We start from the raw sequence: 13,939 nt of genomic DNA on the forward strand, positions 1-13,939 counted from the left end.
CCAGGGAGATGGATAAACCATCACCAGAGGAGAGAACCAGGATGCACACACAAAACGTCAACGTCAAAACCGCCGCTCAAGAAACCGCCGGAAGATGGGGGAAAAACACGTCTGTACACCATAAGGCTGTAACGAAATCTCCTTTTCGTCGTCTGCTGGCTGCGGCGCGTGATGCCGCTGATTACAGCGTCGCATGTGAACAGGAGGCCAGTCACCACTATGGCCACACGTTCACGCGTCTTGATCACGCTGTCACCTGGTTTTCCGGCTTCATCTCCGGTTTTCGCACTCACCTGTCCCGTAAGGAGGATTATCAGATGCACATCCATAACCTGAAAATGGTTGTTAAAAAGCCGCAACTGGGTAAAGCCGCTGACGTGCTGCCGCTGCTGCGTATTCGTCTCAGTGACACCTGCGTCATTGAATTTGTGGAGGTGGATATCCGGTTTAACGACTGCCGCCGCTGGCAGATTCTGGAAGGGGAGGAGGCTGTCCTGTTCAGCCCCCGCAGCCACGAAAAACTGCGTGACGTGCGCAGAGAAGCAACCATCGCGCTGGATGTGCATGAGAAGCAGGCTGATGAACGTGTTACTGCGGCACGGGCCGTGCTGAAACTGCTTGCAGAGTACCCGACATTTGCCGCGCTGGCGGCACACCCGGCGCGAACTGATAACGCATAACAGATTTTTAGCGCCGTGACCGGAGGGCAATCCGGTCACGGCATCGCCATCAACGTAACTAAGAGGAAACACTCATGGCTGACACCAATACTAAGGCAAAAGCACCTGCTAAATCCACCCGCGCACGTAAAGCGACTGCCGCGCAGACCGCCAGCGTGGAGGCGGCACTGGCACAATCCCCGCTGGAAATGGTGGCGTTTGCTGACCTGGCCGATACCGAATTTAACGCTCGTCTGATCCCGCATACACAGGAAGAAATTGAAAGCCTGGCGACCACCATCAGAGCCGTGGGCATCCTGCAAAATCTGATTGTGATCAACCTGCCTGGCGGACGTCGCGGCGTCGTCGGGGGGCGCGGACGCATGACCGCCACGGCACTGCTGGTTCAGGAAGGGTTTATCACCGCAGACCAGCCTTTTGTTCCGGTAAAAGCGATCCCGGTCGAACTGGCGAAAGATGCCTCTTACATCGAAAACATGCAACGCAAAGCCATGCACCCGGCTGAGCAGTTGATCAGTTTCCGCGCCCGTGCTGAAAGCGGTCAGACCCCCGCACAGATTGCTGACCAGTTGGGCTACTCCGTGCGCCATGTAGAGCGCTGCCTGAAACTCGCGAACCTCGCGCCGGAACTGATTCAGGAACTGGCGAAAGATGCCATTAATCTTGAGCAGTGCCAGGCGTTGTCTCTGACGGATTCCCACGAACGTCAGATGGAAATCTGGACGTCAGCAAAAAGTCAGTATGGGCATCAATCTCCCTCGACTGGATACCTGCGCAGTAAGATCGTGAACGACAGCATGACCACAGATGCCCCACTGTTTCGTTTTATCGGCCTGGAAGCCTATGAAGCTCAGGGGGGAGTGCTGAACCGTGATCTCTTTAGCGAGGAAGCTACCGGATGGGCAGACAACTATCTGGTCAGAAAAATCGCCCTGGAAAAACTCGAACGGGAAGCGCTGCGCCTGCAACAGGAAGAAGGCTGGGGCTGGAGTCTGGCGCGTATCGAGCGGGTCAGTGAATACACCCCGGACAACAGAACCTGGTGTTTCAGGATGCCGGAACCGGATTTTTCGCCGGAAGAACAGGTGCGCTACGAGACACTGAGTGACGCTGTCGAGGCGACCGATAATTACGACGATGAAAATGAACTTCAGCAGCAACTGGAAGATCTTGAAGCGGCGGCAGTGAAGCGACAGTTAACACCGGAATTTAAGGCCGGGCTGGGTGTGGCGGTGTCCGTCAACCGTGCCACCGGGGAACTGGAAGTGCAGCGCGCCCTCGGCAAAGTGGAGAATAGACCGGAGACGGCGGCGAATACGGTCTCCGGCAGCACCGCCACGAACGACAGTGAGCGGAGTGACGTGATCACGATGCGCCCCCCGGTGCTTCGCGCCGACAGTTACGCCGCAACACTGGTCGAGGCTATGTCTTCGGAGCGCACCCTTGCTGTTCAGGCCGTGCTGGCCTCCACCCCCGACGTGGCGATGGCTCTACTGACCTGGAAATTCTGCCGCGAGGTGTTTGACGGGGAATGGTGCATGAATGTCCAGGACCCGCTGCGTATCAATCTGCATGAACAGACACTGGTAATGAGAAGTGATGCGCCTTCAGGCATTGAAGGCAAAGCAAGTCAGGCATTGCTGGCCCTTCAGCACGAACTGCAGGCCACGCTTCCGGCGAACTGGAAACAGGACTTCACCTGGCTGCTCGACTGGTCTGACGACGATGTCCGCAAACTGCTGGCCTTCTGTGTTGCCACGGCGGTCGACGGGAAGCAGAAACGGGCGAACAGTCGCACCGACAGCAGCCCACTGGAAACGCTCGAAACCGCGCTCGATATCGACCTGTACGACTGGTGGCAACCGACCGCTGAAAACTATTTCCGCAACATCACCAAAGTCAGATTTCAGAAGCGGTGCACGACGCGGGATTCTCCGGGCGCGCCCGTGACCTGATGAAACTCAAAAAAGCCGATGCCGCTGAGCTTGCAGAGGACACTCTGGCAGACACGCGCTGGGTACCTGACTGGATGACCCGTCCGCAGGCCGCAAAAGCCGAAGACCGCACCGACACCACTGACACCGCAACCCATACTTCCCACGCCGCATAACAGGAGACGGCTGCCCTTCGGGGCAGCCAGGAGAACATCACGATGAAATACACGCTTGAGTCCCTGAATATGATGATCCCCGCCGAGCTTGAAGGCGTACGCGAACGGGGTGACGAGTATCGCCGTGTGCTCACGGATTCCGTTATCAGCCTGCTGACCACCCCGGCAGGCTGGGAAGTGAACGGCGAATACCGCACTGAATTTGGCGGCCTGAGTCCGGTGCAGCTGCGTTACGCGCCGCAGGACAGTCAGGAATTTTTCCTCTGTGTCTGCAGCCCCGGTGAGGCGCTGCCGGAGTGGACGGTGTTTCTGCTCGCCGGAGACGGTTCGATGCTGCGTTTTCTGCACCACACCGACCAGTTGCAACCGGAAGCCGTCAGCAACCTGCTGGCGCAGGTTGCCGGGATGAGCCGCTTTAACTGCACTGCCGCGACCGTGGTGGATTTACTGGCAGGGGAGGTGGCAGCATGATCCCAAATCAGTTTGCCCTGGTTGCTGTTAATCCGTTTCAGCAGGCCGTACAGCTTGCCATCATTGACGTGGAGTCGGCCCTGATAGCGGGAAAACGTCCGGGGCGTTTCCCCTGGGCGATGGCGTTGCTGAGACGCTTGCGCGATGAACAATCAGGCCGGATCACCGCGAAAGATGTCATGCGCGCCACGTCAGGGTATGAGCCGGGCAGCCGGGACGGTTATAACAAGGATAAATACATTGAAGCCCTGGATCGCCTGGTTGAGACGCGTGGGGATGTTTGTCCGATGCCGTTGTCCGGGTCTACCGTGGATCTGTATTTCCCGGAGGTCAGATTCCGGGAGCGTGAGCGGCGAAATCGCCGTTTCGATGTGGCGTTTACGCGCCGCAGCCGGCAGCGGGAAAAGGAGCAGCACCAGAAACGCCGGCGTTATCAGACTCAGGTTGCCCAGGCTGAAATTGACCTGGCGTTCGTCACGCCAGCCGGACTGACTGCGTGGTACAAACGCCAGGACAGGCAGGGTCTTTATGACGATGACCTGATTAACATGGTTCAGTCATGGAGCAGCCGGTTCCATGGTCTGCCGTGTGACAGGATGTATTCCGGTCAACCTCTGTGGTTCATCATTAAAGAGATGGACGTGCCACTGGCAGGCCGGTCAGATGAGGATCAATGGCTGGATTCTCTTCGTCTGCCCAATAAACTCCCGGATATGAAACAAGGGTGACGCTGATGCAGTGGATGTATTCTGTGCGCTGGAGCCTGCGGGATGTGCCGTGTCCGGGTGAGACGGAGCTTATCAGGATGACGGTGCCCGCAGGCGCACCGATACCCGACGAAGTCCTGGCAAAGCATGAGTTTTGCAGCGGCTATGCGGTGTGCATCGACTTCCTGTCGGACAGGGAGATCAAACGCTGGTCACCCGAACGCAAGGCAGCTGCACGGCGGCGCAATATGGAGCGGCGCATCAACAAACGTGCCCCCCTGTTTGCAGAGGAACTGATTGCACAGGAACTGGCGGCACGCCCGGACTATTTCAGCGGAAAATAAGTGAAGATAACTGGCTGATTATCCAGTTGTGTCCTGGCGAAAATGGCGACAATCGGGGTATAATAGCGACGGCGCTTGAGGCTTTTTGCCTCATGACGTGAAGGTGGTTTGTTACCGTGTTGTGGTGCAAAAAGCAGAAAGCCCCGAGTAATTTTTCAATTAACCCGAGGCTTAATCTGTATGACTAGACACCAACAGATTAGCCGCTTACCTGCCGTAAGGCAAGGAGAAGTAAGCTATGAAGGTACCACGGAACTCTTTCATCTGGTGTGTCTTGATCGTGTGTATCACGCTCCTGATATTCACCTGGCTGACGCGAAAATCGCTCTGCGAAATTCGCTACAGAGACGGAAGCAGGGAGGTGGCCGCTTTAATGGCTTACGAATCCGGTAAGTAGCAACCTGGAGGCGGGGGAAACCCCGCCTTTTCAGGGCTGATGGAGTCCAGGCTAGCCGAAAGCGCCTTTACAAGGGGCTGTCAGTGTCCGACTGGCAGCCCCCTTTTCTTTACGGTTGCCACCGCACGCATCATCACGCCGGAAAGACTGTTCCCCTGCGGGGAACGGGGAAGGGTGGCAGCGCCTCCGGCGCTTCCCCTCTACTCCCGCCGCTTTCCCGTCCGTTCCTGATACATCTCCGCTGTCTCCAGTTGCTCGATGGCCAGAAGAATTCCGGTGTGGGATTCCTCTGTTAACAGCATGATTTTCCAGTACAGCCTTTTTAGCTGGTAAACCAGCTGCAAACGGTCTGTCTCTGCGTCGTTATTTGCCAGCATCAGGCAGCACTGGCCCACAATTCTGCAGGCCTCGTCATACAATTCTTCTTCGCTGAGTTCGGAGAGTTCATTTTCTGACATGAGAATGCCCACAGATGTGCTTTTTTTGCGCAGGATCAGCATACGCCAGCGCACCGCAAAAAAAAGAAAAACAACCAGCAGGAAGCTGGCCCCCTCCGGCTCCCCGTCTTCGCCGGGTCGTCAGGCCACACTCCGCTAACCCGGCGGCAGGCCGCCGGTTAAGCTCCGCCGAACCCGCAAAAAGACGCGGTTTCGGGCTGTTCGCTAGTGTCCGATGGCGAAGGTCAAAGGCACGCTTGCTGCCCCGTTCCGGGACGCCGCTGTCACCGGCCGCCCGCGGCCTCTGACGACAGGGGCACTGTCCTGTCTGTTTTCCTGCTCATTCCTTGCCGGTACAGCCTGTTCCGGGCGGTGGCTGCGTCGGGACTGTCGTAGCACCGTTCGTCCGAAAAACACCAGGGTGAAGTGCACGCGCGAGCGCGCCCTGGTCTTTTTCATCCTCCGTCGCTACTGGCCCTTTGCCGCGCCATTCCGACCGAAACAGGGTTTCAGTAACCAACACAGGAGAACCAGCATGAAAACACAGAACAGCAAAACCGCCGCAACCATAACCGCCGAAACAGGGGGTGAAAACCCAACGGCATTACACCACGACGTTGACGATATCCGGGAACGCGCAGCACGGGGGTATCGCCGCAGCGTCTTTGTTCCGGGTTTCCCGGAAATAAACACCGCCGCAATACGCACGTGTTTTGATATGGGGATTGAATACCTGAAATACGCCAGTTTCATCAGGGAAGAAAATATGTTCGGTGACAACATTGTCAGGTCGGGTATCGAGATGATGCTCGTCAGGCCGCAGGAAAAACTGGTGGTCACGGTATATGTGTGCAGCCGGAAAAAGGGGGAGGTGCCGCAGACGTATGACACGCGCGTGGTGCACTGCGCTAATCGTCTTGATGAGGGACTGCCTGATGAAGACGCCGAGTACGAGACGACCCAGGTGTATCTCGCGTCCGGGGTGCTGAACGATCACGCGAGAGACATTTTTGCAGGCGAGCAGGCAGGGCTGGAGAAGTACGCCAGAACGCATCTGAAGAAAGCCGCTGAAGTGAATCCTTTTTGCCACTGGCAGTTTATCCGCTGAGTCCGACATAACGCCGCCCCTGCAGATCGCAGCAGGGGCAACCCAAACCGGATCACCACAGGCAGGAGCGCATCATGGAAACGACAGCACAGTATGGCCATCCCGTATCGGCAGACAGCAGCCGTGTGGATATGACCGTCACGGTCTGCCAGACAAAACAGGGTCGGGGGGTGCATTTCTGCGGCCACCCACTCCTGAGCGGCAGCAACAGCAACCTCTGGTTTCCGCTCAGTGAGAGTGAAGACATTCACGCAGGCATCGAGCGGATACTGACAATGAACGGTCTGGCAGAAAACGTGGTCAGGCTCACGCAGCTGCACGGTAATCTCAGTTATGACGATTACACCGTCACGTACAACGTGAAACAGCCGGACTGACAGGTCGCTGCGTCCGTACGCTCCTGACATGCACAGCCAGGGGCGTTCTTCCGGCAGACAGTATCCGTCACGGTGCCGCAGGCCACACGGCCGGAACCCCGGCGGCACTGCGTGCCGGGGAAAGCCGGTGCTGACGCACCGGTCCTCCCCCTCTCTCACTCAGTTAGCCGGTGTGGTTTCACTCCACTGTTCTGTTCACTTCCCGTGTTTATCCTGGCCTTTCTGTTCATGTGCTGGATTCAAATCAAAAACATAACGGGCAGGGCTCTGGCCCCCTCCGGCTCCCCGTCTTCGCCGGGTCGTCAGGCCACACTCCGCTAACCCGGCGGCAGGCCGCCGGCTAAGCTCCGCCGAACCCGCTGCGCGGTTTCGGGCTGTTCGCTAGTGTCCGATGGCGAAGGTCAAGGGCACGCTTGCTGCCCCCGTTCCGGGTGCGCCGCTGTCACCGTGGTGGCGGCCCCGCCGCCACTTCAGAGTCGCCACGCCGTTCCGTCGTGTCGGGTGTGTGCATCCTGTTCATCCGGTGAGGCCATCACCCTTGCCGTCCTCACGCGGAGGGCTGGCTGTAGCACCGTTCGTCCGAAAAACACCAGGGTGAAGTGCACGCGCAGGCGCGCCCTGGTCTTTTCCGTCCGCCGTCGCTACATGGCCCTTTGCCGCGAGAGTACCAGCCAGGGAGATGGATAAACCATCACCAGAGGAGAGAACCAGGATGCACACACATAACGTCAACGTCAAAACCGCCGCTCAAGAAACCGCCGGAAGATGGGGGGAAAACCGTATGGAATTAGCTGTCAGCGATCAACAGGGTCTGCTGACGTATCTGGAGAGCCTGAAAAAAACGCGCATGCTGGCGTCCCACCGGGCGGAACAGGTGCTGGGCACGCTGCTGCGTATGGCAGAGAACGTGCTTTATCCGGGGATCACTGACTGGAGCACTGAAACACCGCGCGCGTCTTTCCGCGTGATGCAGCCCTGGATTCAGGCACGGGCAGTGGCGGAAAACCTGTTCGGTGAAACCGGGGTGGCCGCGTGGGAAATTGCACGAAAACACATTGCTGACTCCGTGGCGGCCGAACGTCATATGCCGTGAATCCGCAGGAGCCAGAAATGAAAAAAGCAGGGGGTTAACCCTGCTTTATCAACGGACTGCACGTACCAGGTGCTGTCCACATCAAAACCAAACTGGAGAACTAATCCATGATATTTGACCCGCAAATCGTCGCACAGGCGAACGCGTTTGTAAATGCTCTGAAAGCCGGAAAACGCGCACATATGCGCCCGTTGCGTTTTGAGTACTGGCCGCTTTTCATGTCCACCGTTCATGCCCTGATGGAGGCTGAGGCGTAATAACCGGGGCCGCCAGCAGTGGCGGCCTCATCACTCACCTTCAGGAGAAAACGTTATGTTCGACACACAAATGGGGGAAGGCGGGCAATCCGCTGGTGTGATCTGCGTAGAGTCTGTAAGGGCGTCTGAACTGGCGGATCTGGCGGCGAACGTGTCCGCACGACCGTCCCCGGCGGTTATCTGGAACAATGCCGACCGCGCCGCCCTGGCAGCTGAGGCACTGTGGCTGTTTGCCGGGCGCACGGGGCTTGCCAGTGATACTGAGCTGATGGAAACCGTTATCGTCGATTTTCTGGCTAATCTGCTGCATCTCTGCCAGCTGGTCGGCATATCCACACCTGAACAGGATGGATTCCGGGTACTGCTGGAGACGGCCGAAATGCATCTGGAAATGGAAGAGGGTGAAATAGGCTGATCCTCTGCCCCGAACGGCAAAAGCCGGGAAGGGCATTCCCCTCCGGGGAACCAGGCAGGGCGCCTTCGGCGCCTGCCCTGGTTGCCTTCCTCTCTCACTCAGTTAGCCGGGGTGGTTTCACTCCACTGTTCTGTTCACTTCCCGTGTTTATCCTGACCTTTCTGTTCATGTACTGGCTTCAAATCAAAAACATAACGTGCAGGGCGCTGGCCCCCTTCGGCTCCTGACCCGCTTCGCGGTCCAGTCGTCAGGCCACACTCCGCTAACCCGGCGGCAGGCCGCCGGCTAAGCTCCGCCGAACCCGCTGCGCGGTTTCGGGCTGTTCGCTAGTGTCCGATGGCGAAGGTCAAGGGCACGCTTGCTGCCCCCGTTCCGGGTGCGCCGCTGTCACCGTGGCGGCGACGGGGCCGCCACCACTTCAGGGTCGCCACGCCGTTCCGTCGTGTCGGGTGTGTGCATCCTGTCCGTCTGGTGATGTCCATCCCCCGTGTGTCCTCACGCGGAGGGCTGGCTGTAGCACCGTTCGTCCGAAAAACACCAGGGTGAAGTGCACGCGCAGGCGCGCCCTGGTCTTTTCCGTTCGCCGTCGCTACATGGCCCTTTGCCGCGAGAGAACTCACCAGGGAGATGGATTAGCCATCACGAGGAGAAAACCAGGATGCACACACATAACGTCAACGTCAAAACCGCCGCTCAGGAATCTTCCAGGAAGATGGGGGGCAAAAAAACCGTGCTCAAAACGAGTTCGCTCACCCGCGCCCAGATGCGCGACCTGCTTCTCTATATCGGGGATAACTCAGAGAAACAACAGCAACCGGCATTCTATATCCCGCCGGAAAATGCCGGGATCACAACCCTTCGTAGCGCCCCACTGGGGATGCAAATCGTGCTCATCATGGTGGAAGGATGGCCGGAAGCGATCGCCGTCCCCGAGGCCGGATATCTGGCCGTCCTGACCGGTATTCCCCTTTAACAAAATAAAAATGATGCGGGCAATCCTGCCCGCTTAATTAATTATCTGAGGAGATTTATATGACCACATTAGCAAACCGTTACGCCCGCCCGACATATATGCGCCAGAATCGCCCTCTCACCAATGATGAGCTGATGCGCATTGTGCCGAGTGCTTTTTCCGTTGAAAAACATGAATCGCGCTCTGACCGTTACACTTATATTCCCACCATTACGTTACTGGACAAATTACGTCAGGAAGGGTTCGAACCGTTTTATGCCAGCCAGTCCCGCACGCGTGATCCGGAACGCCGGGAATTTACAAAACACCTTATTCGTCTGCGTCGCGGTTGTAATTCCACCGGGAAAGACACTCCGGAGATTTTATTACTGAACAGCCATGATGGATCGAGTAGCTATAAAATGATCCCCGGCATGTTTCGCCAGATTTGCAGCAATGGCCTGGTGTGCTGGAAATCCTTCGGGGAAATTAGCGTGCCCCACAAAGGCGACATCACTGGACAGGTTATCGAGGGCGCTTATGAGGTGCTGAAGGTATTCGACAGCGTGACCGAAAATATTGAGATGATGAAGTCGATCACTGTCACTCAGGGCGAAAGACTGCTGCTGGCAAATACCGCCCTCGATATTAAGTACGACAAAAAAGAACCACCGGTTACACCTGAGCGGATTTTGGAAGCGCGTCGCTGGGAAGATAAAAACACGGATTTGTGGACCACATTTAACACTGTGCAGGAAAACCTCATTAAAGGGGGAGTTCGTGCCAGAACGGAGAAAGGACGTCATACCAGAACACGTCCGGTGACGGGTATCGATGGCGACATCAAATTAAATCAGGCGCTCTGGAAAATGGTGGAAGAATTCGCGAAGCTTAAAAGCTAAAAAACAAACCCGGTTAGCCGGGTTTTTTATTGGTACTTATTTTTGTAGTCACGTCATTTTTTTCATCAAAAGGCGAGGCAGTCACGGGATCGCCTGAGCGAGCCTCCAGTATCTGTTTACGTGCAATCAGAACGGTGTAGATACTTTTTATAATCTTTGCGTATTCACGCCTCGCTTTCATCAGTTCCGGTCTCGGTCCTGCGTTATAAATGCCCACGCTGTCCCAGTTCCTGCCATATGCCTGAAAGTTTCTCGCTAAAATCCATGCGCCGCTGTAAACACAGATGCACGGGTTATTAAGCAAATCCGCGCGCGTAATATTAAACTTTTTCAGTTTGCCAAAGTTATTACTGTTCAGCTGCATCGCGCAGACATCTTCAGTGCCTCCGGCACTGGTGCTGTTAATGGCACGAGGGTTTAACCTGCTCTCCTGAATGGAAATGGCCATCAGCAGAATGGGATCAATGCCGTAATCACGCCCGGCTTCATCGAAACATAATTCCGGTGTCGCCTGCACGGATAAAGACAGTACCAGAAAAACCAGTGCCAGATATTTCATTTCTTTCCTCGGGATTCAGGATGCCTGGAATGCACCAGGCGAGGCGTATTTAAAAATACCCTTCGCGATCATTTAAATCAATAGCGCCTCCTACAAACGCGCGGAGGCGCTTCAATGCACCCCTTTGGGGTTCCGATGAAATAACAACAGACACCACATTCTCTTATTATCAGGCCGCTCTTTACTAACCTTTAAAAACCTCACACCCCACGCAAGACTTCGTCTTGCAGATTTTTTCTTTAGATTCAGGTGGATAGATTGATATATTTTCGCTGATTCAGAGTATGAAGGAAAAATGTCGTACAATCCTGCACTACAAGGTAGTCGGATTGTGTTACCTCTGTATCACAATCCGACTACCTGTTAGTGTTGGTATGTCGCACATCTGTCGTAGGATTGTAGATAGTATTTAATTTCATAGTCTTAATTGTCGTACAATCCGACACCAGTATGCTGGCAGTGCAGGATTCTACTACTGTACAAAAGGCATGAGAAAGATTTAAACTCCCTCCGACTTAGAAACGCTTGCGAGTTACACATCCGGCAACAGACATTCCTGAAATAAGATTAGTGTCGGATCCGACACTACCAATCGATGAGAGAAAATATGGGGCGAGTAGGGATTTACCTTAAAGAAAAAACCGAACAGGAAGTGCGTGACATCGTCCAGGTTGAAATACAGAATGGCGCTCTGCCGGGAGAGGTAAATATATCCTCTATGTGCAATACGTTAATCGAGTTTGGCCTGCTGATTTACAAGAGTAACAAAAGTGACAAGAAAGGATTTAACCAGGAAGCGTTCAACAGAGACCTGATTAAAAAAGTCAGCGGAACCCGTGAGGGAATGATGATACTCATGACGATGATGACTGAAATGTACCTCAATATGCGCGGTGCTGACGCACTTAAAGATATCGAGGCTGTTCTTAATCAGAGTTTTGAAGCCATCAATAATGCTGAAGATGAGGCCGAATCCACACACTTTGTTAATGCGGAAGAATAAAAAAAGGCTGGCTACCCTGCCAGCCTTCGATCACGCAATCACTCAGGTTTATTCCATGGAAGCGGAACCTTCTCCGCTTCGGAGATTTTATCCCGCAGGTACCACTCAAAAGCCATCGTTAAAACTTTAAGTGCCTGAGTATCTTCATTGTTATCCAGCAATCGCTCAGTCAAATAACCAAAAGAATACATCAGGCGAGTCAGCATTTCATCGTTCAGACTGCGTTTGTGAATCCTTGCCATCACCCGAACTTCGTCCGCCAGATTCTGCGGAATACGCATACTGAACCCGGATGTTTTACCCGGAATCAGTACGCGCTCACCTTCCCGCCACATCCACGCTTCGCCAGAAAGCGTATTTCCTGCACCCTCATCGATCCCGGAGTCACTTTTTCTGTCCAGTATAAAATCCAGCCACTGCTCAAACTTAACCGCCAGTGAAATTAACCGCTCACCCTCCGCCGTTCTGATGACGGGAATATGCGGCTGGTAATTCAGGGAAATTAAAAGACGGGCCGTTATTTCATCATTAACACTTCTTTCACCCATTCTGGCGCAAATACGCATTTCCATTAACAAACTGTCCGGAGCGCGCAGCCGCCACTCCACAGCATCCCCTGCCTGGAACTTCCGGGGCCTGCCGCGACGCTCCCACATATTCTCTTTAACTTTCATACCTATAGATCCCTGACAACACAGGACTTGTACCTGCATGACTTAGGGTATGCCCTACCAATATTAGGAATCGTCCTAATAATGCCAAAAAGTGTGACGCAGCTCGCAGTTTTTTTTTTTTAGGGTCATGAGACACTAACGTCCGCGTAAACAAACACTTACGCAAACAACCTTTGTAAACACGTGGAGAATCAAGCATGGCCAATGCAGGTAATGCCCTTAGCACCAGAAAGGGATGGGCGGTAGCGTCTTTATTTCGCAAAAACCGCAGTAATATTCAGATGAAGAAATTCATTCAGGCAGGAGGATTAATTGCACTTGCATTACTGGTTACTCACCCGGCATTTGCAACAGGGACTGACCTACTGTCATCCCAGAACACAACCGTAAATTCTACGTTTGGTTCCGGGTCATCCCTGGTTAAATGGTTTTATATCTCTGAAATCATTATTGCGCTCTTCACCTTCATTAAAGTTCGCTCCCCTCTCGTATTTGTCGGCCTCGTCATCTGCATCATTTTCACCCGCGTCGGCTTCTCCATCGCGAGCTGATTATGGCCGGGGAAGAAGATAAATATTACTTCCCGGAAACCCTCAACCAGCAGGAACGCTTCCTCGGACTTCCGATTGATGAGTTTATTGTCGTGGTGCCATTAGTGGTCACCGGGATTTTAATAAACATGTCTACGGTTCTGTCGATTGTTGCAGCGTTACTGTGGTGGCTTATCAGGTATCTGAAGAAAGGGCAGGGCTCGTACTGGATGCTGAATTTCTGTTACTGGCATCTTCCCTTTCTTATTTTCAAATTATCGTTTCGACAGATACCCGATTCGTGTTTCCGGCACTGGAGGGCGTAATTATTAATGGAATACAACGTTAAAGGAGCGCGCGACCGTTATATCCGGCTGGCTTTTCTGGGACTGACTTCTTTATCGGCAGTCCTGGCGGCCAGCAATGTTATCACCGGCTCTCTGGCCTGGCATTTTTACTCCACCCAGAAAACCATCACCACACCCATGGGGTTTAACCGCCCCTTTACCTCCGATGCCACCAGTGCTGACGCAACGGCAATGAACCTGTTCGCAACCTCATTCGCCCACTGGCGACTGAGCGTCAGCCCTGAAACCATCGACGGACTGCAAAAGAACCTGCTGGCGTATGTCCCACCCGCAAACCGGGATGTACTGAAGAAGGTGCTGGATGTTGAAGCTGACCGCATCAAAAAAGGAGGGATAACCTCGCGGCTCGAAATTCGCGAACTGCGTGAAATTGAACCGGGCCTGATGGAGGTGAAAGGCATACTTTCTTCTTCCACCACAAACGGGAGTATCACCACCACGCTCCCACCTGTCGAATCGACCTGGCGAATCAGGATGAGCTACGAGGGGGGCATGATTAGCCTCCTCGATTTCAGCGAGATGATGCCGGTCACCACCACTATCCAATAACAGGAC

At 54.5% G+C, this 13,939-nt stretch carries 21 protein-coding genes and 1 pseudogene; 19 read left to right on the plus strand and 3 right to left on the minus strand.

Annotation, left to right across the window (positions count from 1 at the left end; genetic code table 11):
- Positions 1 to 41: 41 nt before the first annotated feature.
- The 8 genes and pseudogenes from ACUY4Q_RS24245 (at position 42) to ACUY4Q_RS24280 (ending at position 4,709) form a co-directional block, all read left to right on the plus strand.
- Positions 42 to 680, plus strand: a complete 639-nt coding sequence (locus ACUY4Q_RS24245) for a hypothetical protein (protein ID WP_458047488.1) — start codon at positions 42 to 44, stop codon at positions 678 to 680.
- A gap of 74 nt (positions 681 to 754) precedes the next feature.
- Positions 755 to 2,635 (plus strand): ParB/RepB/Spo0J family partition protein, encoded by a 1,881-nt coding sequence (locus ACUY4Q_RS24250; protein WP_458047489.1) that lies wholly within the window; start codon positions 755 to 757, stop codon positions 2,633 to 2,635.
- Positions 2,635 to 2,790 carry a hypothetical protein gene (locus ACUY4Q_RS24255; RefSeq protein WP_458047490.1) on the plus strand — a complete coding sequence of 52 codons (156 nt, stop codon included), beginning with the start codon at positions 2,635 to 2,637 and terminating at the stop codon, positions 2,788 to 2,790. The genes ACUY4Q_RS24250 and ACUY4Q_RS24255 overlap by 1 nt, the downstream gene beginning before the upstream one ends.
- Before the next feature lie 42 nt (positions 2,791 to 2,832).
- Positions 2,833 to 3,261, plus strand: a complete 429-nt coding sequence (gene psiB / locus ACUY4Q_RS24260; RefSeq protein ID WP_458047491.1) for a conjugation system SOS inhibitor PsiB — start codon at positions 2,833 to 2,835, stop codon at positions 3,259 to 3,261.
- Positions 3,258 to 3,989 carry a plasmid SOS inhibition protein A gene (locus ACUY4Q_RS24265; protein WP_458047492.1) on the plus strand — a complete coding sequence of 244 codons (732 nt, stop codon included), beginning with the start codon at positions 3,258 to 3,260 and terminating at the stop codon, positions 3,987 to 3,989. The genes psiB and ACUY4Q_RS24265 overlap by 4 nt, the downstream gene beginning before the upstream one ends.
- A 5-nt stretch (positions 3,990 to 3,994) precedes the next feature.
- Positions 3,995 to 4,312, plus strand: coding sequence for a theronine dehydrogenase (locus ACUY4Q_RS24270; RefSeq protein WP_458047493.1), 318 nt, complete (start codon positions 3,995 to 3,997; stop codon positions 4,310 to 4,312).
- Between the two features lie 180 nt (positions 4,313 to 4,492).
- Positions 4,493 to 4,642 (plus strand): annotated as a pseudogene (locus ACUY4Q_RS24275) (DUF5431 family protein); the annotation flags it as partial.
- A complete protein-coding gene (locus ACUY4Q_RS24280) occupies positions 4,587 to 4,709 on the plus strand; it encodes a type I toxin-antitoxin system Hok/Gef family toxin (RefSeq protein WP_458047494.1) in 123 nt (40 codons plus the stop codon). The pseudogene ACUY4Q_RS24275 and the gene ACUY4Q_RS24280, both read left to right, overlap by 56 nt.
- A gap of 200 nt (positions 4,710 to 4,909) precedes the next feature.
- Here ACUY4Q_RS24280 and ACUY4Q_RS24285 read toward each other — a convergent pair whose 3' ends face one another.
- Positions 4,910 to 5,209: a DUF2767 family protein gene (locus ACUY4Q_RS24285; RefSeq protein WP_458047495.1), complete on the minus strand. Its 300-nt coding sequence runs from the start codon at positions 5,207 to 5,209 to the stop codon at positions 4,910 to 4,912.
- A gap of 472 nt (positions 5,210 to 5,681) precedes the next feature.
- Here ACUY4Q_RS24285 and ACUY4Q_RS24290 point away from each other — a divergent pair, with 472 nt between their 5' ends.
- From ACUY4Q_RS24290 to ACUY4Q_RS24320, 7 genes are all read left to right on the plus strand, one after another.
- A complete protein-coding gene (locus ACUY4Q_RS24290; RefSeq protein WP_458047496.1) occupies positions 5,682 to 6,254 on the plus strand; it encodes a hypothetical protein in 573 nt (190 codons plus the stop codon).
- 74 nt (positions 6,255 to 6,328) lie between these two features.
- Positions 6,329 to 6,631: a hypothetical protein gene (locus ACUY4Q_RS24295; protein ID WP_458047497.1), complete on the plus strand. Its 303-nt coding sequence runs from the start codon at positions 6,329 to 6,331 to the stop codon at positions 6,629 to 6,631.
- Between the two features lie 712 nt (positions 6,632 to 7,343).
- Positions 7,344 to 7,724 carry a hypothetical protein gene (locus tag ACUY4Q_RS24300; protein WP_458047498.1) on the plus strand — a complete coding sequence of 127 codons (381 nt, stop codon included), beginning with the start codon at positions 7,344 to 7,346 and terminating at the stop codon, positions 7,722 to 7,724.
- Positions 7,725 to 7,831: 107 nt separating this feature from the next.
- The gene (locus ACUY4Q_RS24305) at positions 7,832 to 7,981 is read left to right on the plus strand and encodes a succinate dehydrogenase flavoprotein subunit (RefSeq protein ID WP_458047499.1); all 150 of its coding nucleotides are present in this window, start codon (positions 7,832 to 7,834) and stop codon (positions 7,979 to 7,981) included.
- 55 nt (positions 7,982 to 8,036) lie between these two features.
- On the plus strand, positions 8,037 to 8,396 hold the full coding sequence (locus tag ACUY4Q_RS24310) for a hypothetical protein (protein WP_458047500.1): 360 nt from the start codon (positions 8,037 to 8,039) through the stop codon (positions 8,394 to 8,396).
- A 658-nt stretch (positions 8,397 to 9,054) separates the two neighbouring features.
- A complete protein-coding gene (locus ACUY4Q_RS24315) occupies positions 9,055 to 9,369 on the plus strand; it encodes a hypothetical protein (RefSeq protein WP_458047501.1) in 315 nt (104 codons plus the stop codon).
- A gap of 59 nt (positions 9,370 to 9,428) precedes the next feature.
- Positions 9,429 to 10,250: a DUF932 domain-containing protein gene (locus tag ACUY4Q_RS24320; RefSeq protein ID WP_458047502.1), complete on the plus strand. Its 822-nt coding sequence runs from the start codon at positions 9,429 to 9,431 to the stop codon at positions 10,248 to 10,250.
- Positions 10,251 to 10,263: 13 nt separating this feature from the next.
- Here ACUY4Q_RS24320 and ACUY4Q_RS24325 read toward each other — a convergent pair whose 3' ends face one another.
- Positions 10,264 to 10,809, minus strand: coding sequence for a lytic transglycosylase domain-containing protein (locus ACUY4Q_RS24325; RefSeq protein WP_458047503.1), 546 nt, complete (start codon positions 10,807 to 10,809; stop codon positions 10,264 to 10,266).
- A gap of 607 nt (positions 10,810 to 11,416) precedes the next feature.
- On the opposite strand from ACUY4Q_RS24325, the gene ACUY4Q_RS24330 reads away from it, so the two are divergent.
- Entirely contained in the window at positions 11,417 to 11,812 is a 396-nt protein-coding gene (locus ACUY4Q_RS24330; protein WP_458047504.1) for a relaxosome protein TraM, read from the plus strand.
- Positions 11,813 to 11,850: 38 nt separating this feature from the next.
- Here ACUY4Q_RS24330 and ACUY4Q_RS24335 read toward each other — a convergent pair whose 3' ends face one another.
- Positions 11,851 to 12,486: an Arc family DNA-binding protein gene (locus ACUY4Q_RS24335; protein ID WP_458047505.1), complete on the minus strand. Its 636-nt coding sequence runs from the start codon at positions 12,484 to 12,486 to the stop codon at positions 11,851 to 11,853.
- A 197-nt stretch (positions 12,487 to 12,683) separates the two neighbouring features.
- Here ACUY4Q_RS24335 and ACUY4Q_RS24340 point away from each other — a divergent pair, with 197 nt between their 5' ends.
- From ACUY4Q_RS24340 to ACUY4Q_RS24350, 3 genes are read left to right on the plus strand one after another with little or no spacing between them, the layout of a single operon-like run.
- The gene (locus ACUY4Q_RS24340; RefSeq protein ID WP_458047506.1) at positions 12,684 to 13,037 is read left to right on the plus strand and encodes a type IV conjugative transfer system pilin TraA; all 354 of its coding nucleotides are present in this window, start codon (positions 12,684 to 12,686) and stop codon (positions 13,035 to 13,037) included.
- A gap of 2 nt (positions 13,038 to 13,039) precedes the next feature.
- Complete coding sequence (gene traL / locus ACUY4Q_RS24345) at positions 13,040 to 13,342, plus strand: type IV conjugative transfer system protein TraL (RefSeq protein ID WP_458047507.1); 303 nt, start codon at positions 13,040 to 13,042, stop codon at positions 13,340 to 13,342.
- A 6-nt stretch (positions 13,343 to 13,348) separates the two neighbouring features.
- The gene (locus ACUY4Q_RS24350) at positions 13,349 to 13,933 is read left to right on the plus strand and encodes a TraE/TraK family type IV conjugative transfer system protein (RefSeq protein WP_458047508.1); all 585 of its coding nucleotides are present in this window, start codon (positions 13,349 to 13,351) and stop codon (positions 13,931 to 13,933) included.
- Positions 13,934 to 13,939: the final 6 nt, after the last annotated feature.

This window comes from Phytobacter cepae (assembly GCF_054165735.1).